Below are 19,173 nucleotides of genomic sequence, written 5' to 3'. Positions count from 1 at the left end.
AACGCCTACTCAGCGTACTTCCGACCGCTCCGGCCGCCCTCGGCGCGACGATTCGCAGTCGATTCGATGCGATTCGATCCACCGACCGTGAAAACGATCAACGGGGTGCCGCCGACGCACGCAGCCGGTTGCCCCTTTTGCCGAACGGTTCGGAATGGTTACAGTGCCGCCCACTGGGAGCGCTCCCAATGCGGGGCGGGCCCACCGACATCGGCGTCGGCGAGAGGAAGGCGATGAGGAAAGGCAAGGCGGCAGCCGCGGGAGTGCTGTCCGGCACCCTGGTGGCGGGCGCGGCGGTCCTGGCCCTCGGCGGCGGCGCGCACGCGGCCGACTCGGCGTTCTACGTGGACCCGAACACGGGCGCGGCGCGATGGGTCGCGGCGAACCCCGGCGACTCCCGGACCCCGGTGATCCGCGACCGGATCGCGTCGGTCCCGCAGGCGCGCTGGTACACCACGTCCAACACCTCGACGGTCCGCGCGGAGGTGGACTCGTTCGTCGGCGCGGCGGCGGCAGCGGGCAAGATCCCGATCCTCGTCGTCTACAACATCCCCAACCGCGACTGCGGCGGCGCGAGCGGCGGCGGCGCCCGGTCGCACGCCGAGTACCGGGCCTGGGTGGACCAGGTGGCGGCGGGCCTGGGCGGTCGGCGGGCGTCGATCGTGCTGGAGCCCGACGTGCTGCCGATCATGACCAACTGCCAGTCGGCCGAGCAGCAGGCCGAGACGCGGGCGTCGATGGCGTACGCGGGCAAGAGGCTGAAGGCCGGCTCGGCGCAGGCGAAGGTGTACTTCGACATCGGCCACTCGGGCTGGCTCAGCCCGAGCGAAGCGGCCAACCGCCTGCGTGCCGCGGACATCTCCAACAGCGCCGACGGCATCTCGCTGAACGTGTCGAACTACCGGTACACGAGCACGGAGACCAGCTACGCGCACAGCGTGCTCAACGCCCTGGGCGACTCGCGCCTGAAGGCCGTGATCGACACCAGCCGCAACGGCAACGGTCCGGCGGGCAGCGAGTGGTGCGACCCGCCCGGCCGCGCCATCGGCACGCCCAGCACCACCAACACCGGCGACGCCCGCATCGACGCCTACCTGTGGGTCAAGCTGCCGGGCGAGGCGGACGGCTGCATCGCCGCCGCCGGCCAGTTCGTGCCGCAACGCGCCTACGACCTGGCCATCGCCGCAGGCCCCACCTCAACCACCACCACAACCACCTCGACCTCCACGACCACGCCCCCTCCCGGCAACGGGTGCGCGGTGCGGCACCGCGTGGTGAGCGCGTGGTCGGGCGGTTACACCGGGGAGATCGTGATCGAGAACCGGGGTGCGCCGATCGACGGCTGGACCCTGACCTTCTCCGCGCCCGGCGTGACCGTCACCCAGGGCTGGAACGGGACGTGGACCGACACCGGGGACGTGGTCCGGGTCGGCAACGCGTCCTGGAACGGCAAGCTCGGCACCGGTGGAACCGCGACCATCGGTTACAGCGCGAGCTTCTCCGGAGCCACCCCGCCGTTCTCGTCTCCCACCCTGAACGGCGCGGCCTGCTCCTAGAGAACCGTTCCCAGCCCCCAGCGGCTCCCCGTGCCCGGCGATGGCAGTCCCCCGGCACGGGGAGCCGCTCTTATCCTGGGGTCATGACACACGACGAGGCCGTGGCCGTCCTGACCGACCCGGCCTCCCCACCGGAGACCCGCTACGAGGCCCACGCGACGTTGACCGCCGCAGCCGCCGCCGGCGACGCCCAGGCGGAAGCCACCCTGCACTGGCTGCGCTACAACCGCTCGGGCCGCTCGGCCTGCGACGTCGACTGACGCTGCCGCACAATGGGCAGGTGCCACCAACCTGCCGTTGCGGCTCGGGCGAGCCCTACGAGTCCTGCTGCGCCCCGTACCACCAGGGCGACAAACAGGCCCCCACCGCCGAAGCCCTGATGCGCTCCCGCTTCACCGCCTTCGCCCTCCGGAACGAGGCCTACCTCCTGGCAAGCTGGCACCCGAGCACCAGGCCAAGGCACATCGACTTCGACCCGGACCAGCACTGGACCCACCTCCAGATCCACAACCGGACCGAAGGCACCCCGTTCCACACAACGGGCACAGTCGAATTCACCGCCCACTACCGCTACCAGGGCGACCCCCAGGAACTGCACGAGAACAGCCGCTTCACCCGAGAAGCCAACCGCTGGCTCTACGTAGAACCCATCTAGCACCGCACGCGCTTTGCTCTTCCCCGGGCTGCCAAGCCACAGGAAGGGCCTCGGTTCGTCCCCCGTACGGCCTGGGCGCAGCCCAACCACAGATCGCCGGGGTCGGCCTGAAAAAGTTTCGCGAGGAACGAGCGAAAGTTTTTTGGACGACCCCGGCGATCTGTGGTTGCCTCCGGCAGGCCGTGCGGGGGACGAACCGACGCCCTTCCACCCCCCGGGGGCCTGCCGCGCGGCGAGCGCCGCTTTTCGCTCTTCGCTTTTTCACTCATGATCTTGCGCGCGTGAAGCGCTTCGAACGAAATCTCAACGAGGAACGTTCTGCGAGCCCCGCACCCCGGTCTCACTCCCCCGCGGCAACGTGCAACTGGCCCCCAGGTTCAACCCTCCGACCGACGTGTCCAAGCCACCCTTCCTGGCCGTCCCCTCATACCCCGCAACACAAGGCGCAGGCTCGAAGAACGTCAACGCCAGCCCGAAAGAAGCCTGCCCCCCGCGAACAGTCGAAGCCCCCACGCTCACGGCATCCGGCACAGTCACCAGCACCTGCTCCAACTGCCCCTGCCGGGTGACCAACACATCCGCGGTGGTCAACAGATTGGCCAGCACGATCCCCAGATTCGGCCCGGACTCCCGCAACAACGCACTCACCTCGGCCGCCGCCCCCGGCGCGGTCGCGATCAACCGCCGCAGGTCCCCATCAGCCGCGCGCAGCCGCTCCGCCACCAACAACGCCGACTCGGAGAACGAATCGATGGCCGCCGAGTGGTCGAGCTGGGTCTGCAGGACGAGCAACGAGTCGTTCAGCAACCGCGTCGTCTGCGGGAGGTGCTTCCCCGCCGTCTCCGTGAACTCCCGCGTCGCGTCCAGCAGCACCTGAAGGTCCGGCCCCGCCCCGCGCAGAGCGTTGTCCAACTCCTCCACCACGGTCTGCAACGACTCCACCGGCACCGACCGCGCCAGGTCGTCCAGACTGGTCAACACCTGCTCCACCGGCAACGGCAACCGCGTCTGCCACTGCGAGATCACCGACCCCTCCCCCAGGAACGGTCCTCCGCTCCCGCGGGGCCGCAGGTCGACGTACTGCTCGCCCACCGCCGACCGGTTGGCGACCACGGCCTCCAGGTCCGCCGGGATGGGCGGCGCACCGCCGGCGATCCGCAGCTCGACCTCGACCCTCCGGTCCACCAACCGGATCGGCCCCACCCGCCCCACCGGCACACCGCGATAAGTCACCTCACCGCCGGTGAACAGCCCACCCGTCCGGGCCAACTCCAGCTTCACCCGATAGCCGTCGTCCACCACCACCAGCCCGGCGTACTTGGCCCCCACATACGTCACCCCGATCAACGCGATGACCGCGAACAACACGATCTGCAACCGCATCCGACCGGTGATCATCACCGCCCCCCGGAATTCGGCGTCCCGGTGTTCGACGTCCCTGTGTTCAGCGTCAGATACGTGTTCAGGTAATCGCCCTTGATCCCGTCGAGCACCGCGTCCGTGAACGGGAACGTCAACAGCAGCTCCAACGACTGCGGCAACGCCTGCCCCGCCTCCGCCAACCGCCGCAACGTCGGCTCCAGCGCCCGCAGGTCCGCCACCAGGTCCTCACGGCTGCGGTTCACCGTGTCCACCGCGACCCCCGACAGCTCGTGCAACGTGTTCAGCATCGTGACCAACTGCCCGCGCTGCTCGTTGAGCACCCGCAACCCGGGTTCCAGCCCGTCGAGCACCTCGCCGATCTCGGACTTCTTCGCCTCCAACGACTTGGCGAACCGGTCCATCCCCTCGATCGCCCGCGTGATCTCACCCTTGTGCTCGTCCAACGCGCCCACGAACGTGTCCATCGTGGACAGCAACGACTTCACCGCCGTCTCGTTGCCTTCCAGCGCCGCGCTCAACTCCCGCGAGATGTCCTGGATCTGCCCGATCCCACCGCCGTTGAGCAGCATGGACAACGCCCCGAACACCTCCTCCACCTCGGGGTTGCGGTTGGTCCGCGCCAGCGGGATCACGGCTCCGTCCACCAAGGGCGCGGCCGACGCGTCCTCGGGCCCGTCCAGCTCCACGAACTTCTCGCCCAACAGGCTCGACTGCCGCAACCGCGCCACCGCGTCGGCCGGCAGCCGAACGTCCCCGCGCACCGCCAAGTGCACCAGCGCCATCGACCCGTCGTCCGACAACTCCACCCGCTCCACCTTGCCCACCGGCACGTCGTCGACCTTCACCCCGGCGTGCGGGACGAGGTCGAGCACGTCGTCGAACTCCACCACCACCCGGTACGGCCGGTCGCCCAGGTCCGCCCCGCCCGGCAACGGCAGGTCGTACGCGCTGGGAATGGCCGAACACCCGGTCAACACCAGCACCAGCACCACGGCCACGAGCCTCATCTGGTCCCCCCGGGCACGCTGAGCAGGTCGGCGACGAACTCGTTCAGGTTGGCCCGCGCGTTGAGCGTCCCGGTCGCCGGGTCGTAGGCGTTGACCACGTTGTGCAGCGCCACGGGAGCCACTTCGAGCAACTCCGCCAAGGACTTCTGCTGGTTCACCAGCGTCCCGGTGATCCCGGCCAGGTCGTCCAAAGTGGACTTGACACGGCCCCGGTTGTCCTTGACGAACCCGCGCACCTGCTCCAACGCCGTGGCCAGCTCGCCCAGAGCCGCGCCCAGGTCGTCGCGCTCGGCGGCGAAGAACCCCGACACGTCGGCCAGCTGCTCGGCCAGCTCGCCCACCTGCTTGTCATTGGCGGCCAGCATGGACGTGAACTCCTGGAGGTTGTCCACGGTCCCGAACAGGTCCTCCCGCGACCCGGACAGGGTCCGCGCGGCGTCGGCCAGCTGCCGGATCGACTCGCCCAGCGAGGACCCGGTCCCGTCCAGGTTCGCCGCGCCCGTCTTGAGCAGGTCCGACAGCGCGCCCTCCTTGTTCGCGCCCTCGGGACCCAGCGCGGTCAGCAGGGTGTCCAGGCTCTTGTAGAGGTCGTCCAGCTCGACCGTGCCCGCCGTGCGGATGGTGGTGATCACCGCGCCGGCCGCCATCTTCTCCCCGCCCGTGTAGACGGGGGCGAGCTGCACGTACCGGTCGGCCACGATGTTGGGCGACACGACCACGGCCCGCGCGTCGGCCGGCACGTCCACGTCGTGGTCGACGGCCAGCTCCACCCGCACCGAACCGCCCTCGGGCACGACGCCGACGACCTCGCCGACCTTCACGCCCAGCACCCGCACGTCCGACCCCTCGTACACGCCCACCGCGGCGGTGAAGTACGCGGTCACGTGCTTGGCCGCGGGCCGCAGGAAGACCCACCACACGGCGACCGCGGCCACCAGCACCAGCACCAACCCCTGCGCCAAGGCCACGAACAGCCTGCGCCGCCCTCTGGTCCGGATGAACATCAGCGGCCTCCCGGGGCGCAGTCGCGGCGACCGCCGGGTTGGGCGACCAGGCCGCACAGGTAGGTGTCCACCCACTGCCCGTTGCCCAGCGAGTTGTTCAGCAGCCGGTAGTAAGGGCCTGCCAGCGCGAGCCCGCGGTCGAGGTTCTCCTGGTTGCGCCGCAGCACGTCGGTCACCTTCTCCAACTGCTCCAGCGCCGGACCGAGCTGTTGCTGGTTGTCCTGCACCAGGCCGGACAGCTGGCGCGACAGCTCGCGCGTGCCGTCGAGCAGGGCGGCGATGGCCTGGCGGCGGTGGCCGATCTCGCCCAGCAGCTTCACCCCGTCGGTGATGAGCGCGGCGAAGTCCTCCGTGCGGTCGGCCAGCGCGCCGCTGACCTTGTTCGCGCCCTGCACCAAGTCGGCCAGTTGCTCGTCGCGCGAGGAGATCGTCTTGGACAGCGCCGACAGCCCGTCCAGCGCCTGCTTCACGTGCTTCGGCGACTCGCGGAAGGTGTCGGACAGGACCCGGAAGCTCTCCGCGAGCTGGTCGGTGTCGATCTTGCCGATGGTGTCGGACAGGCCGCTGAACGCCTCGATCACGTCGTAGGGCGACGTGGTGCGCTCCAGCGGGATGGGGGTGTCGGGGTCGAGCTTGTCGCGGCCCTCGGAGTCCAGGGCGAGGAACTTCTGGCCCAGCAACGTCTTGATGCGGATGTCGGCGCGGCTGCGGTCGCCCAGCTCCAGGCCCTTGACCCGGAACGTCACCCGCACCTTGCCCTGGTGCAGCCGCACGTCGCTGACGTGCCCGACCTTCATGCCCGCGACCCGCACCTCGTCGTCCTCGCGCAGGCCGGCGGTCTCCTTGAAGTAGGCCTGGTACCGGGTGCCGCCGCCGAAGAACGGCACGTCCTCGATGTAGAAGGCGAGCAGCGAGGTGATCGCGATGAACGCGAGCCCCACCGCGCCGAGCAGGACGGGACGCCGGGTCATCGGTGGCACCTCTGTTCGGTGATGGGCAGCCCGACCGGCGGTCCGCCCGGCGCGGGCTTGGCGTCCGAGGACGCCAGGCACAGGTAGAAGTTCAGCCACGAGCCGTAGGAGGAGATCCGGCCGATCGCCTCGAACTTGACCGGCAGGTTGCGCACGAACGGCTCCAGCTCGGGCGCGTTGCCCAGGTTGCCCGCCAGCACGCCCAGCGCGGCGATGTCGTCCTTCAACGGCTGCCGCCCCTGCTCCAGCAGCGACGCCGTGCTCTCGCTCAACGCGGCCAGGCCGGTGATGGCGTTGCCGATGGGTTGGCGGTCGGCGGCGAACCCGGACACCAGCTGCCGCATGGAGGTCAGCAGGCTGCCGAACCGGTCGTCGCGCGAGTTGACCGTCTCCAGCACGGCGTTGAGGTTCTCGACCACCTTGCCGATCACGTCGTCCTTGGCCGCCAGCGCGCTGGTCAGCGAGGCGGTGTGGGCCAGCAGGCTCTCCACCGTGCCGCCCTCGCCCTGCAACACCTGGACGATCTCGTGGGACAGCTTGTTGACGTCGTCCGGGTTCAGCGCCTGGAACAGCGGTTTGAACCCGTTGAACAGCATGGTCAGGTCGAGGGCCGGTTTGGTGCGCTCCACCGGGATCAGGCCGCCCGCGGGCAGGCGGTCGGCGATGCGGCCGGCGGGCTGCTCCAGCGCGATGTAGCGCTGGCCGACCATGTTGCGGTACTTGATGGTCGCGGTCACGGCGGCGGAGAGCGAACGCCCGTTGTCCACCGAGAACTCGACGTCCACCAGCTCGTCGTCGACCAGCGTCATGCCCTCGACCTGGCCGACCTTCACCCCCGACATGCGCACGTCGTCGCCCTCGGCGACCGCGGTGACGTCGGTGAACCGGGCGGTGTAGGTGTTGGTCGCGCCCACGTTGGTCCCCGCGATGGTCGAGGCGAGGAACGTCGTGGCCGCCACGGTGACCGCCACGAAGAGCAGGAACTTGGTCAGCGGCGCGGCTATCGCCCTCATCGGACCCCCATCAGCAGGCCGGCCCACCCCGGCACCCGGTCCGGCGCGACGGCGTTGACCGGCCCCGCCGGGCAGTGCGGCGTGCCGCCCCGGCGGATGACCGGGTCGTCGCGCCCCGGCACGTACTTCTCCCCCGGCGGCACGACGGTCACGTTCGCGTGCATGCCGGGCTGGTCGGTGCCCTTGCCGAGCACCTGGTCCATCCGGGGCCGCAGGTCGTTGACCGCCACCAGCACGCACGGGAACGACGGCGAGTAGGTGGCCAGCAGCTCCAGCGTCGGGCGGCCGCGGTCGGACAGGCCGACGAAGTTCTCGCCGTGGTCCTTGAAGAACGCCGTCAGGTCGGCGGCGGCCGTGGTGAGGCTGGTGTAGACGGCGTCCAGGTCGGCGCGTTGCTGCGCGATCGTGCGGCTGGTCGTGGTCAGCTCCTTGAGCGCCTGCACGATGTCGGGGCCCGCGTCGGCGTAGACGCCGGAGAGGTCGGCGAACTTGGTGATGTCCTGCTTGAGCACCGGGAGCTGCGGGTTCAGCTCGCGCAGGTAGGCGTCCAGCTTGGTGATGGTCTCGCCGAGGGTGGCGCCGCGCCCGTCCAGCGCCTGGGCCATCGCCGAGAGCGTGGCGGACAGCTTGTCCGGCCGCACCGCCTGCAACGTGGGCAGCAGGTCGTTGAACACCCGCTCGACCTCGATGGCGCTGGACGTGCGGTCCTGCTCGATCACCGCGCCCTCGCCCAGCGCGCCGGCCGGGTCGTCGGGCAGCTCCAGGCTCACGAACCGCTCGCCGAACAGCGTCTTGGGCAGCAGGCGGGCGGAGACGTTGGCCGGGATGCGCCCCACCTCGTCGGGCCGCATCGACAGCTCGACCTCCGCGCCGGAGCCCCGCGTCCGCACCGCGCCCACCTGGCCGACCTGGACGCCGAGCAGCTTCACGTCCGAGTCGACCTGGAGCTGGTTGCCGACGTGGTCGGTGCGCAGCAGCACGGTCACCCGGGTGGTGAACACCTTCAGGTAAGCCGCGACGGACAGCCCGCACAGCGCGACGATCAGCGCCACGAAGAGCAGCCCCAGCAGCCGTCGCCGGAATGCCATCGGTTATTCTCCGGGAAGGTATTTGTGAATGCGGCCGAAATAACATTACCGACGAGTACGTTACTGTCCGGTGTCCGGCCGCACAAGGAGCCGAAAAGGCTTGTCAGTTACGTGACAAAGACCGTGGCACAGACCACTCACGGTTCTACAAAAACGGGTTCGACCCTGGCGTGGGAGTGGTTCGTGCGGCTACGAATGGCTGACCGAAGCAGGAGTCGGGGGTGCCCGCATGGTCAAGTTGCTGCACTGCGTCCGGGTGCTGGGCCGCGCCGGTCTGGTGGAACCGCTGCGGCCCGTTCGGGCGGCGCGGTCGTTGGTCGAGGTGCGGGCGCACGGGCCCCTGCTCGGCTCGGTCCTGCGCGGTGCGCGGCACCAGCCCGACGCGGTCGCGTTGATCGACGAGGACGGTCAGCGGACCTACCGTGAGCTGCACGAACGCTCGGCGGCGCTGGCCCGCGCGCTGCACGGGTCGGGCATCCGCTCCGACCACGTGGTGGCCCTGCTGTGCCGCAACCACCGGGGCGCGGTCGAGGCCATGCTGGCGTGCGCCCGGATCGGGGCGCGGGCGCTGCTGCTCAACACCGGGTTCGCCGGGCCGCAACTGGCCGACGTGACCCGGCGCGAGCAGGTGGTGGCGCTGGTCCACGACGAGGAGTTCGCCGCCGTGGTCGCCGAGGCGCCGCCCGAGGTGGCCCGGTTCCCGACCGCCGACTTCGACGCCCTCATCGCTTCGGCGCCTTCCGCCGAGCCTGCGCGACCGGACCGGCCGGGCCAGGTCGTGCTGCTGACCAGCGGCACCACCGGGACACCGAAGGGCGCGCACCGCGAGGTCCGGTCGGCGTTCGCGGCGGTGGACTTCCTGGACCGCATCCCGCTGCGGGCGCGCGAGACGTCGCTGATCGCCGCGCCGGTGTTCCACGGCATCGGGTTCGCGCACCTGGTGCTCGCGCTGGGGCTGGGTTCGACGGTCGTGCTGCGCCGCCGGTTCGACGCGCGCGAGGCGGTGGAACTGCTGGCGCGGCACCGGTGCACGGCGATCATGCTGGTCCCGACCATGCTGCGCCGGATCCTCGACCTGGGGCCGGTGGAGCTTCAGTCGCACGACCTGTCGGCGCTGCGGGTGGTGCTCAGCTCCGGCTCCGACCTGCCGGCGCCGCTGGCGGAGGAGGCGACCCGGCGGTTCGGCGAGGTCGTGTACGACCTGTACGGCTCGACCGAGGTGGCGGTGGCGACCGTGGCCACGCCGGCGGACCTGCGGGCCGCGCCCGGGACCGTCGGCCGGCCGCCGCGCACGTGCGTGGTGCGGCTGTACGACGCGGCCGGGAAGCGGGTGACGCGGCCGGGCGAGGTCGGTCGGGTGTTCGTGGGCAGCGGGTTGCGGTTCAGCGGCTACTCGGGCGGGGGCGGGAAGGACACCGTCGACGGGCTGGTCTCGACCGGCGACCTGGGGCACTTCGACGCGGGCGGTCGGCTGTTCGTGGACGGTCGGGAGGACGACATGATCGTCTCGGGCGGGGAGAACGTCTACCCGTCGGAGGTGGAGAACCTGCTGGCCACGCACTACCAGGTGCGGGAGTCGGTGGTGCTGGGCGTGCCGGACGAGAAGTTCGGGCAGCGGCTGCGGGCGTTCGTGGTGCCGGTGCCGGGGGCTCGCCTCGACCCGGAGGCGCTGAAGGTGTTCGTGCGCGACCGGTTGGCTCGGCACAAGGTGCCGCGGGAGGTGGTGCTGCTGCCCGCGTTGCCGCGCAACGCGACGGGGAAGGTGCTGCGGCGCGAGCTGCGGTAGCCCGGGTCGCGACGGCGTGCGCGGCGTGCCGGGTGTGCGGGGCGTGCCGGGGCGAGGGTTTTCGCGTGTCCCGCACGGCAGTTTTGTCATGGATCGCACAAAGCGTGCCGCCGATTTGTCACCGGGGTGCGCGTTGGTTGACCTTGCGCAAGATCAAAAATACAGTGTTCGGAATCACACCTGAGGCGTTAGGTGGTGGGCGAACCGCATGAACAGAACCGGAGGGCTCCGCGCCCCGGAATTACCGCTCATCGGGAACGTGGACCTGTGGGAGCAACTGCCGGCCGACCTGGCGCCGAAGTTCCGGGCCAACGCGGGCGCGGTGGCCACGGACATGGTCCGGGAAATCCAGTGCTCGATCGCCGAATACTCCCAGAAGCTGGAGGGGATGTTCGGCCAGGTGGTCGTGGAAGGGGTCGAGCAGGCGATCCACCAGTTCATCGACCGGATGGTCGACCCGACCGCTCAGCGCGAGGACCGGGCGAAGCTGTTCCGGCTGCTGGGCAAGCTGGAGGTCAGCGCCGGCCGCAGCCTGGACCTCCTGCAGACCGCCTACCGGATCGGGGCCCGCGTCGCCTGGCGGCGGATCTCCGAGTTCGGGCTGCGCGAACGGGTCCCGTTGGCCACCATGTGCCTCATCGCGGAAGCGATCTTCGCCTACATCGACGAGCTGTCGCTGCGCTCGATGGAGGGCTACGCCGAGGCACAGGCCCGGCACGCCGGAGCGGTGCAGCGGCGGCGCAAGCGGTTGCTGGACCTGATCCTCGGGGAACCCGGCTACCACCCCAGCGCGCTGGCCGACCTGGCCGACGCCGCGCACTGGCCGGTGCCGGAGAAGGTCGTCGTGGTGGCGCTGGAGAGACGCACCGACCAGCACCAGCTGCCGATCCCCTCCCTGCACGAGGACATCCTGATGGACCTCGAAGGCAGCGAACCGTGCCTGCTGCTGACCGACCCCGAACGGCAGCTCGTCGCCCTGGAGCACAAGCTCGGCGGGTGGCGCGCGGCCGTGGGTCCCGTCGTGCCGCTGGCCAAGGCGCGGCAGTCGCTGCGGTGGGCACGTCGGACGATCACCCTGATCCAGTCCGGCGTGATCGCGGACAAGGCGATGGTGGACACCACCGAGCACCTGTCCACGCTGCTGCTGCTCGGCGACGAGGAGCTGCTGCGCGAACTCGTCCGGCGGACCCTCGCGCCGCTGGACGGGCTCACGCCCAAGCAGCAACAACGGATGCGCGAGACCATGACCGCCTGGGTCGAGACCCGGGGCAGCGCGCCGGAGGTCGCCTCCTCGCTCGCCGTGCACCCGCAGACCGTGCGCTACCGGCTGCGACAGCTGGAGGAGCTGTTCGGCGACCGCCTGCACGACCCGGACGCGCTGTTCGACATGGGCATCGCGCTGCGCGCCCTGCGGCTGCTCGACTCACGCCGAACAGCCTGAAGCCGGACGGCCTGGCGCCGACGGTCTAGAGCTGCGCGGTCAGGGTCATGTCGAGCTTGTTGTCCGGCCCGGAGATCAGGCCGGTGAACAGCGGGTCGAGCCGCTCGGCGCCCCGGCAGCCGGCGAACGCCGGGATGGTGAAGGTCGCCTTCATCGGGATCTTCGCCAGGTCGAACGGCCCCTCCAGGTCGATCGACGCGGGCGTCTCGGTCTTGCAGTCGGGACCGACGTCGAGGAACTGCCCGTCGACGTGCACGTCGCTGAGCTTGATGTGCAGTTGGGAGTTGGCTTTGATCTGGCCCGCGGAGATCTTCCCGACGACCTGCGCCGTCGGGATCAGCTCGACCTTCGCGGTGTTGGGCATGAAACCGAACACGATGAAGTAGCCGCTGCTCGGGGGCAGCGTCAGGTCGCCTTTCAGGTCGCCCGTGATCAGGTCGATCTCGGTCTCCAGGCTCCCCGGTCCGATCACCAGGTCGGACTGGAGCTTGGCGACCCGGTTCACCCCGTCGACCTTGTACTTCAGCTTCAGGCCGGCGGCCGGCACGGGCGGCTTGACCTGCGCGTACCGCACGACGTGGCCGCGCGGCAGCAGGGCGAGCACGAGCACCGCCACGACCGCGACGACCAGTGCCACCCTCACCTGCGGGATCCATTCCGGCGCATTCTCGCAAACTACTTTCCCGACGGCCCGTAGACAACTGTTACCGCGTGTTCTAGCACCTGCGTGACAAAACCGGACGCCACTCTTGTAGGCGTGCTGACAATCGCTGCGAAAAGTGCACGGATTGCTTGCCGGGTTTGTTCGGTGAAGCTACCTTACTGATCAGTAGCCGCGATTCGGCTGCCGCGATCGCGTCCTTTCACCCGTTGTCTCGACGAGGAGACGCACATGACCGGTACCAGGAGGAGGCTCGTCGGCGGGCTCGCGGCGGGCGCGGTGGCGCTCGGCGCGGTCGCGTTCGCGGGCGCCGGGGTCGGCGCGGCGGCGACGGCCACGCTCACGCTCACCTACAGCTGCCCGTTCCCGCTGATCGGCACGCAGGACATGAGCGTGAAGATCGTCGTGGAGGACCTGCCCGACTCGGCCGTCGTCGGACAGCCGGTCCCGGCGTCGAAGGTGACCGCGACCGCGACCGTGCCGCCCAACGCGACGCAGGGCCTGGCCCTGGTCGGCGCGACCACCGTGGAGGGCACCGCCAAGGCCGGGACGAAGGTGGACAACGCCGGGACGGTGCTGGACGTCGTGGCCGACCTGACCGTGGCGAAGACGCCGGTGCCCCCGTCCGGCGCGTTCGACACGGTCGCCACCGGCGGCACGCCCCCGGTGTCGTTCGCCGACGCCGGCCGCACGACCATCTCGATCGGCGACTTCAGCACCACCCTGACCCCGCGCAAGGCCGACGGGTCGGAGACCGGCCTGGGCACCTTCACCTCGGACTGCACGCTCAAGCCCGGCCAGCAGACGCTGCTCCACGAGTTCACCGTCGCGCCCGGCACGACGACCACCACGACCACGTCGACCACGTCGACCACGACCACCACGACCACGACCACGACCCAGCCGACGACCACCACCACGACGACGACCAGCGCCCCGCCCAACGACCCGTTGCGCATCGACTACGGCGTCACGGGCGTGAGCGGCATCAAGAAGCTCGGCTCGGACCTCAAGCTCGGACCGGGCACGCTCAAGACCGAGGTGGACCTGCTCGGCGGCACCTTCGCCGGCGACCTGGCCCTGCCGGACGCGCCGGGCGAGTTCAAGCTCTTCGGGTTCATGCCGACCAAGGCCACCGTGCGCCTGATCCCGCAGGGCCGCACCGTCGGCACCATCGCGGCGGGCGCGGTCACCGCCAACGCGAAGGTGACCGTCAAGCTCACCGACGTGCGGGTGCTGGGCATCCAGGTGGTCCGGCCGACCGACGCGTGCCACACGGTCACGCCCAGCTCGATCGACCTGGTCTCCCAGCCCGGCTTCGACCCGCTCGCGGGCGGCAAGCTCGCCGGCGCCTACGCCATCGACGAGTTCCACCGGTGCGGTCTGGTGACGGCGATCGTGAACGGCACCATCCCCGGCCCCGGCAACACGCTCGACCTCACCATCGCGAAGAAGTAGAACTCCGCACGAGAAGGCCCTTCCGGACCATTCCGGAAGGGCCTTCTCGCACTAACGGCTCACGCCGTCGGAAGTGTCGTCAACTGCTCCAGCGACGGCGGCGTGATGGTGACCGGCTTGCCCCAGTCGCGGAACACCGCGGTGATCGTCACCGGCTCGGCGTCGGGCACCGGTGTGCGCAGCTCGGTGCGCACCGGCAGGTCCGCCTCGTCCACCCACAGCTTGAGCACCGCCGCCTGCCCGTTCACCGTCACGTGCGCGGTGTACCGGACGGTCCGCCGGCCGCCGACCTCCTCCTCCGCCTTCTCCACCAGCTGCGCGCCCTCGGGCAGCGCCTTGCGGATGTCGGCGGAGTCCCGGATGTGCACGGCCACGTCCGCCATGGCCTGCCCCAACGGGTTGCGCGTGTCCGCCGGGTCGAGCTTGAGCCACGGCTTGTCCGGCTGCGGGGCCTGGCCTTCGGGGATGCGCACGAAGATGCCGTCGGGCACCATCACGTACGCCACCTTCTCCGCGTCGGCGATCGAGATCTCGCACGCGGCGGCGTAGTCGTCGGTCCGCAACCCGCAACTGCCCTTGCCGTTGGTCGCCAGGTCGAGGTCGACGGTCACCGACCGCTTGCCCTCCGCCGCCACCCGGTTGGCCTCGGCCAGCGCCTGCGGGCTGTCGAAGGTCCGCAGCCCCGACGAGGCCGACTCGCCGGAGCAGGCGGACAGGGACGCGGCGGCCAATGCGGCCAGGACGACGCGGTGGGCACGCATGCTTCTCCCCGGAAATGGTCGAATGAATTCGCCGACCGGGACACTGTAACCACGGGGAGAACCATTCGGATCACCCCGTTCACAGCTCCGAACAAATGCGCAAACAGCCCCGCCGGGATTGTCAGCCGGGTGACAAAGTCAGGGCTTGCGCACCGAGTCGAGCAGGTTGCGCGCCACCACCCGCAGCTTGGTGTTGCTGGTCTGGGACTCGGCGACCAGGCTCGCGAACGCCTCGTCCGCGCTCACCCCGTGCGCCGCCATGAGCACGCCCTTGGCCTGGTCGATCTCCGCCCGCGAGTCCAGCGCCCGCTCCAGGCTCTTGACCAGCTCCCGCGACCGCTCGTAGCGGCGGAACCCGGTGATGGCGGTGGACGCGGCGGTGGTGAACAGGCGCAACAGGGCCTCGTCGAACGGGTCGAAGGCGCGCGGCTCGGAGCTGTAGAGGTTGAGCGCGCCGAGCACCGACCCCTCGACCAGCAGCGGCGCCGACAGGTAGGCCTTGACCCCGGCCCGCTCGGCCGCCGCCGAGAACTCCGGCCACCTCTCCCGCGCGTCGGCCACCCCGACCCGCACCGGCCGCTCGGTCCGCGCGGCCTCCAGGCACGGGCCGTTGCCCGCGGCGTACTGGTCCACGTCGATGGCCACGACCTTCCGGTCGGTCGCGGCGGCGGTCTCCGCGCCCTTGGCGCCGACGACGGTGACCGACACGTTCTCCGCGTCCGGGATGACCCGCGACGCCGACTCCACCAGGTGCTGGAGCACCTCGCCCAGCGGCTGCTCGTCGGCCAGCACGGCCGCGAGGTGCTCGAACGCCTCACTCGCCTCGTCCAGCTGTCTCGCCGGAGCTCTGTCGTCGATGCTCACCACCACTGTTTACACCCCACAGGCCATAATCGCCGCTACCGGAAGGGGGTGATGCGGTGCGCGTGCTGCTGGTGGAGGACGACGACGGCGTCGCCGACGCGCTGGTGGAGGCCCTGGAGGCCAACGGGCACCACCCGCGGCGGGTCCGGCGCGGCTCGGACGCGCTGACCGCGCACCGGGACTTCGACCTGCTGCTGCTGGACCTGGGGCTGCCCGACACCGACGGCCTGGAGGTGCTGCGCAAGATCCGCAAGGTGGCGCAGACGCCGGTGCTGGTGCTGACCGCGCGCGGCGACGAGCGGTCCATCGTGCGCGGGCTGCGCCTGGGCGCGGACGACTACCTGGTCAAACCGGTCCGGCTGGGCGAGCTGCTGGCCCGGATGGACGCGGTGGCGCGGCGCAGCGTCCGGGTCGGTCCGGCCGACCGGGTGGTGCGGGTCGGGGACGTGTCGATCGACCTGGAGGGCCGGCGGGTCGTGGTCGGGGCGGCGGAGGTGCCGCTGACCACCAAGGAGTTCGACGTGCTGGCGGCGCTGGCGCGGCGGGCGGGCACGGCGGTGAGCCGCCAACAGCTCATGGACGAGGTGTGGGGCGACGCGTACCTGGCGGTGTCGCGGTCGCTGGACGTGCACCTGGCGGGGCTGCGGGCGAAGCTCGACCGGCCCGGCCTGCTCACCACCATCCGCGGGTTCGGCTACCGGCTGGCCTCCGGGGACGGCGACTAGATGCGCCGCCGCCTGCTGCTGGTGCTGCTGCTGTTCTCCGCCGCCGCCGTGACGGCCTTCGCCGTGCCGCTGCTGTCGGCGACGGCGACCGAGCGGACCCAGCGGTTCCTGATCAGCCGGACCGCCGACCTGGACCGGTTCGCGGCGCTGGCGCAGCAGGCGGAGACCTCCGGCGACAACGCGGCGCTGGTGGACGAGGTGACCGCGTACGTCGCCCTGTACGGGGAGCCGGTCGTGGTGGTGGACGCGCGCCGGCAGCCGGTGGCGCAGGCCGGGCTGAGCGCCGACGACCCGGCGCTGGCCGACGTGCTGGACGCGGCGCTGCGCAACCAGCCCGCGCCGACCGTGCCGACGATCAAGCCGTGGTCGTCGGGGACGGTGGTGTTCGCGCGGCCGGTCGGGACGGGCACGCGGGTGGCGGGCGCGGTGGTGCTGCGGGCGTCGCTGGAGCGGGCGGCCGGGGACGTGATGTCGCGGTGGCTGCTGGTGCTGGCGGGCGCGCTGACGGCCGCGGGCGGGTCGCTGCTGCTGGTGCTGGCGCTGGCGCGGTGGCTGCTCAAGCCGTTGGCCGACCTCGCGGTCGGGGTGCGGGCGGTGGCGGCGGGCGAGCGGCGGGCGCACGTGCCCGGCCGCAGCGGCCCGCCCGAGGTGCGGGAGCTGTCGGAGTCGTTCAACCGGATGTCCGACGCGGTGACCGAGGCCGCCGACCAGCAACGGCGGCTCATCGCCGACGCCTCGCACCAGCTGCGCAACCCGATGGCGGCGCTGCGGCTGCGGATGGACACGTTGAGCGCGCAGGTCAAACCGGAGGGCCGGCGGATCTACCAGGCCGGGGTGGCGGAGTTCGAGCGGCTGGAGTCGCTGCTGGACGGGCTGCTCGCGCTGGCGTCCGCGGAGAGCACGGCCACCGAGGTCGCCGCCGGCGGGCGCGAGCCGGAACTGGCCGACCTGGGCACGGTGGTGGCCGACCGGGCGGACTTCTGGCAGGTGCCCGTGCCACCCGCCCCGCCGGTCCCGGTCCTGGTGCGGTGCCCGGAGTCCGACCTCGCCCAGGTGCTGGACGTGTTGCTGGACAACGGCGTCAAGTACGGCGGCGCGGTCCGGGTGGCCCTGGGCGCGGACCGCGCGGCGGGCGTCGGCTGGGTGCGCGTGTCCGACGACGGGCCGGGCCTGACCGACGAGGAGCTGGCCCTGGCCACGCGACGCTTCTGGCGCGGCCGGACCGACCAGCCCGGCACCGGCCTGGGCCTGGCCATCGCCGACCGCCTGGTCCGGGCCCGCGGCGGAACCCTCGAACTGTCCACTGTGGACGGCCTGGTCGCGCGGGTCGTCCTCCCCCTGGAGCCGACGCTGTGAACCGCCGCCTGTTCCTGCTGGCCCTGCTGACCGCCGGCTGCACCTCGAACCGGTCCACCGCCGGCCTGCGCATCGCCGCGGGCGAGAAGGGCGGCCTGTACTACGACTTCGCGACCCTGCTGGCGGCCCAGCTCCCGGGCGTGGTCGTGGAAACCCAGGGCAGCCTGTCGAACCTGGAGCTGCTGCGCGACGGCGGCGCCCAGATCGCGTTGGCCCTGGCCGACTCCGCCCGCACCGCCGACCCGGCGCTGGAACTGCGCGCCCTGGGCCGGGTGTACGAGAACTACCTGCAACTGGTCGTGCGCGAGGACGACCCGGCGCAGACCGTCATGGACCTGGCCGGCCGCCGCGTGTCGCTGGGCGCGGCGGGCTCGGGCGCGTCGCTGTCCGGCGAGCGGATGCTCGCCACCACCGGCCTGGACCGGTCCGTGCGGGTGGAGCACCTCCGGTTGGCCGAGGCGGCGCAGGCGCTGGCCGAGGGCGGGATCGACGCGCTGCTGTGGTCCGGCGGCGTGCCGACCCCCACGCTGGCCCGGCTCCCGCGCATCCGCCTGCTGCCGTTGGCGGGGTTGCTCGGCGGGCTGCGCGCGGCACACGGTTCGGTGTACGAGCAGGTGCCGGTGCCGGTCGGCGTGTACGGGGCGGTGCGCGAGGTGCCGACCATCGGCGTGGCCAACCTGCTGGTGTGCCGGGCTTCGCTGCCCGACGAGGTGGCCGCCGAGGTGACCAGGACCCTGGTGTCCCGGGCGGCGGCCCTGGTCCCCGAGCAGGCCCTGGGCACCCAGTTCCTCGACGTGCGCAGCCTCATCGGCACCGCCGGCCTCCCGCTGCACCCCGGCGCGGCCGAGACGTACCGGGACCTGCACGGCTAGCTGTTGCTGAGGTAGGCGTCCCGCAGCCAGTCGAGCGTCTCGTCGTCGATGTCGTCGGCGCTGGAGATGGCGATCCGCACGGTGATCGTGTCGCCGCCCAGCGACCCGGCCCCCTCCAGCCGCCCCGAGGGTTCCTGGGCGGCGAGCCGGAGCCCGAGGTCCACGCGGGTGCGGGTGCTGGCCCGGACGACGGCGAACGTCCGCCGCGGCGACACCAGGGCGACGTAGGTCTTGCGGGCCTGGACGTGCAGGGGGCCGAGCAGGGCGGCTTCGGCGAGCAGGCGGTCGAGGATGGGCCGCAGCTCGGGCCGGTCGGCGTACTGGCGGTCGACCAGGTCGTCGGAGGAGGCGGTGGCGAACTCGGGGTACCCGAAGCGCTCCATGACCAGCAGCATCTGCGCGTACCCGGGAACCTGCCGGTCGCGCAGCCAGTCGCGCAGCTCGACCTCGGTGGCGGCCCCGGACTCCAGCACCCGCCGGTTCCACTCGGGAACCCCTTCACCGGTGGTGCGCCACAACAGGTCAGCGGACCAGTCGACCATCTCGCGCCAGCTCTGCACCTGCACCATGCC

At 71.3% G+C, this 19,173-nt stretch carries 19 protein-coding genes; 9 read left to right on the top strand and 10 right to left on the bottom strand.

Features of this window, described 5'->3' with window-relative positions; genetic code table 11:
- The first annotated feature begins 233 nt into the window (after positions 1 to 233).
- From ABD126_RS35590 to ABD126_RS35580, 3 genes are all read left to right on the top strand, one after another.
- A complete protein-coding gene (locus ABD126_RS35590; protein ID WP_343939462.1) occupies positions 234 to 1,556 on the top strand; it encodes a glycoside hydrolase family 6 protein in 1,323 nt (440 codons plus the stop codon).
- A gap of 83 nt (positions 1,557 to 1,639) precedes the next feature.
- A complete protein-coding gene (locus ABD126_RS35585) occupies positions 1,640 to 1,816 on the top strand; it encodes a hypothetical protein (RefSeq protein ID WP_343939460.1) in 177 nt (58 codons plus the stop codon).
- A gap of 20 nt (positions 1,817 to 1,836) precedes the next feature.
- Complete coding sequence (locus tag ABD126_RS35580; RefSeq protein ID WP_343939458.1) at positions 1,837 to 2,211, top strand: YchJ family protein; 375 nt, start codon at positions 1,837 to 1,839, stop codon at positions 2,209 to 2,211.
- Positions 2,212 to 2,514: 303 nt separating this feature from the next.
- On the opposite strand, the gene ABD126_RS35575 is transcribed toward ABD126_RS35580, so the two are convergent.
- The 6 genes from ABD126_RS35575 to ABD126_RS35550 are packed head-to-tail and all read right to left on the bottom strand — an operon-like array spanning position 2,515 to position 8,677.
- Positions 2,515 to 3,609, bottom strand: a complete 1,095-nt coding sequence (locus ABD126_RS35575) for an MCE family protein (protein ID WP_343939456.1) — start codon at positions 3,607 to 3,609, stop codon at positions 2,515 to 2,517.
- Positions 3,609 to 4,601: an MCE family protein gene (locus tag ABD126_RS35570; RefSeq protein ID WP_343939453.1), complete on the bottom strand. Its 993-nt coding sequence runs from the start codon at positions 4,599 to 4,601 to the stop codon at positions 3,609 to 3,611. Before ABD126_RS35570 ends, ABD126_RS35575 begins: the two co-directional genes overlap by 1 nt.
- Positions 4,598 to 5,605, bottom strand: a complete 1,008-nt coding sequence (locus ABD126_RS35565) for an MCE family protein (RefSeq protein WP_343939450.1) — start codon at positions 5,603 to 5,605, stop codon at positions 4,598 to 4,600. Before ABD126_RS35565 ends, ABD126_RS35570 begins: the two co-directional genes overlap by 4 nt.
- A complete protein-coding gene (locus tag ABD126_RS35560) occupies positions 5,605 to 6,576 on the bottom strand; it encodes an MCE family protein (RefSeq protein ID WP_343939448.1) in 972 nt (323 codons plus the stop codon). The genes ABD126_RS35565 and ABD126_RS35560 overlap by 1 nt, the downstream gene beginning before the upstream one ends.
- Positions 6,573 to 7,589, bottom strand: coding sequence for an MCE family protein (locus tag ABD126_RS35555; RefSeq protein ID WP_343939446.1), 1,017 nt, complete (start codon positions 7,587 to 7,589; stop codon positions 6,573 to 6,575). The genes ABD126_RS35560 and ABD126_RS35555 overlap by 4 nt, the downstream gene beginning before the upstream one ends.
- Positions 7,586 to 8,677 (bottom strand): MCE family protein, encoded by a 1,092-nt coding sequence (locus ABD126_RS35550; RefSeq protein WP_343939444.1) that lies wholly within the window; start codon positions 8,675 to 8,677, stop codon positions 7,586 to 7,588. The genes ABD126_RS35555 and ABD126_RS35550 overlap by 4 nt, the downstream gene beginning before the upstream one ends.
- A 229-nt stretch (positions 8,678 to 8,906) precedes the next feature.
- On the opposite strand from ABD126_RS35550, the gene ABD126_RS35545 reads away from it, so the two are divergent.
- Together ABD126_RS35545 and ABD126_RS35540 are read left to right on the top strand one after the other, a co-directional pair.
- Positions 8,907 to 10,463, top strand: coding sequence for an AMP-binding protein (locus ABD126_RS35545; protein WP_343939442.1), 1,557 nt, complete (start codon positions 8,907 to 8,909; stop codon positions 10,461 to 10,463).
- A 208-nt stretch (positions 10,464 to 10,671) separates the two neighbouring features.
- Entirely contained in the window at positions 10,672 to 11,904 is a 1,233-nt protein-coding gene (locus ABD126_RS35540) for a PucR-like N-terminal domain-containing protein (protein WP_343939440.1), read from the top strand.
- A 25-nt stretch (positions 11,905 to 11,929) separates the two neighbouring features.
- On the opposite strand, the gene ABD126_RS35535 is transcribed toward ABD126_RS35540, so the two are convergent.
- Complete coding sequence (locus tag ABD126_RS35535; RefSeq protein ID WP_343939438.1) at positions 11,930 to 12,547, bottom strand: hypothetical protein; 618 nt, start codon at positions 12,545 to 12,547, stop codon at positions 11,930 to 11,932.
- 249 nt (positions 12,548 to 12,796) lie between these two features.
- On the opposite strand from ABD126_RS35535, the gene ABD126_RS35530 reads away from it, so the two are divergent.
- Entirely contained in the window at positions 12,797 to 14,023 is a 1,227-nt protein-coding gene (locus ABD126_RS35530) for a DUF6801 domain-containing protein (RefSeq protein WP_343939436.1), read from the top strand.
- A gap of 59 nt (positions 14,024 to 14,082) precedes the next feature.
- Here ABD126_RS35530 and ABD126_RS35525 read toward each other — a convergent pair whose 3' ends face one another.
- Together ABD126_RS35525 and ABD126_RS35520 are read right to left on the bottom strand one after the other, a co-directional pair.
- Positions 14,083 to 14,784, bottom strand: coding sequence for a LolA-like protein (locus ABD126_RS35525; protein ID WP_343939434.1), 702 nt, complete (start codon positions 14,782 to 14,784; stop codon positions 14,083 to 14,085).
- 138 nt (positions 14,785 to 14,922) lie between these two features.
- On the bottom strand, positions 14,923 to 15,648 hold the full coding sequence (locus tag ABD126_RS35520) for an ANTAR domain-containing response regulator (protein ID WP_343939432.1): 726 nt from the start codon (positions 15,646 to 15,648) through the stop codon (positions 14,923 to 14,925).
- A 56-nt stretch (positions 15,649 to 15,704) separates the two neighbouring features.
- Here ABD126_RS35520 and ABD126_RS35515 point away from each other — a divergent pair, with 56 nt between their 5' ends.
- The 3 genes from ABD126_RS35515 to ABD126_RS35505 are packed head-to-tail and all read left to right on the top strand — an operon-like array spanning position 15,705 to position 18,601.
- Entirely contained in the window at positions 15,705 to 16,373 is a 669-nt protein-coding gene (locus tag ABD126_RS35515; RefSeq protein ID WP_343939430.1) for a response regulator transcription factor, read from the top strand.
- A complete protein-coding gene (locus tag ABD126_RS35510; protein ID WP_343939428.1) occupies positions 16,374 to 17,729 on the top strand; it encodes a sensor histidine kinase in 1,356 nt (451 codons plus the stop codon).
- Complete coding sequence (locus tag ABD126_RS35505; RefSeq protein WP_343939426.1) at positions 17,726 to 18,601, top strand: TAXI family TRAP transporter solute-binding subunit; 876 nt, start codon at positions 17,726 to 17,728, stop codon at positions 18,599 to 18,601. The genes ABD126_RS35510 and ABD126_RS35505 overlap by 4 nt, the downstream gene beginning before the upstream one ends.
- Here the strand turns inward: ABD126_RS35505 and ABD126_RS35500 are convergent.
- Entirely contained in the window at positions 18,598 to 19,170 is a 573-nt protein-coding gene (locus ABD126_RS35500; protein WP_343939424.1) for a DUF5655 domain-containing protein, read from the bottom strand. The two genes, ABD126_RS35505 and ABD126_RS35500, sit on opposite strands and share 4 nt — an antisense overlap.
- Positions 19,171 to 19,173: the final 3 nt, after the last annotated feature.

It is taken from the genome of Saccharothrix mutabilis subsp. mutabilis (assembly GCF_039521145.1).
GTDB lineage: Bacteria > Actinomycetota > Actinomycetes > Mycobacteriales > Pseudonocardiaceae > Actinosynnema > Actinosynnema mutabilis.
The sequence above is the reverse complement of the archived record's forward strand: the minus strand, read 5'-3'. Positions and strand labels throughout refer to the sequence as shown.

Coding starts and splice junctions, on each gene's coding strand:
- ABD126_RS35525 (WP_343939434.1), bottom strand. CDS start 14,784: ATGCGTGCCCACCGCGTCGTCCTGGCCGCATTGGCCGCCGCGTCCCTG.
- ABD126_RS35555 (WP_343939446.1), bottom strand. CDS start 7,589: ATGAGGGCGATAGCCGCGCCGCTGACCAAGTTCCTGCTCTTCGTGGCG.
- ABD126_RS35585 (WP_343939460.1), top strand. CDS start 1,640: ATGACACACGACGAGGCCGTGGCCGTCCTGACCGACCCGGCCTCCCCA.
- ABD126_RS35530 (WP_343939436.1), top strand. CDS start 12,797: ATGACCGGTACCAGGAGGAGGCTCGTCGGCGGGCTCGCGGCGGGCGCG.
- ABD126_RS35550 (WP_343939444.1), bottom strand. CDS start 8,677: ATGGCATTCCGGCGACGGCTGCTGGGGCTGCTCTTCGTGGCGCTGATC.
- ABD126_RS35540 (WP_343939440.1), top strand. CDS start 10,672: ATGAACAGAACCGGAGGGCTCCGCGCCCCGGAATTACCGCTCATCGGG.
- ABD126_RS35510 (WP_343939428.1), top strand. CDS start 16,374: ATGCGCCGCCGCCTGCTGCTGGTGCTGCTGCTGTTCTCCGCCGCCGCC.
- ABD126_RS35590 (WP_343939462.1), top strand. CDS start 234: ATGAGGAAAGGCAAGGCGGCAGCCGCGGGAGTGCTGTCCGGCACCCTG.
- ABD126_RS35570 (WP_343939453.1), bottom strand. CDS start 4,601: ATGAGGCTCGTGGCCGTGGTGCTGGTGCTGGTGTTGACCGGGTGTTCG.
- ABD126_RS35545 (WP_343939442.1), top strand. CDS start 8,907: ATGGTCAAGTTGCTGCACTGCGTCCGGGTGCTGGGCCGCGCCGGTCTG.
- ABD126_RS35565 (WP_343939450.1), bottom strand. CDS start 5,605: ATGTTCATCCGGACCAGAGGGCGGCGCAGGCTGTTCGTGGCCTTGGCG.
- ABD126_RS35500 (WP_343939424.1), bottom strand. CDS start 19,170: ATGGTGCAGGTGCAGAGCTGGCGCGAGATGGTCGACTGGTCCGCTGAC.
- ABD126_RS35560 (WP_343939448.1), bottom strand. CDS start 6,576: ATGACCCGGCGTCCCGTCCTGCTCGGCGCGGTGGGGCTCGCGTTCATC.
- ABD126_RS35575 (WP_343939456.1), bottom strand. CDS start 3,609: ATGATCACCGGTCGGATGCGGTTGCAGATCGTGTTGTTCGCGGTCATC.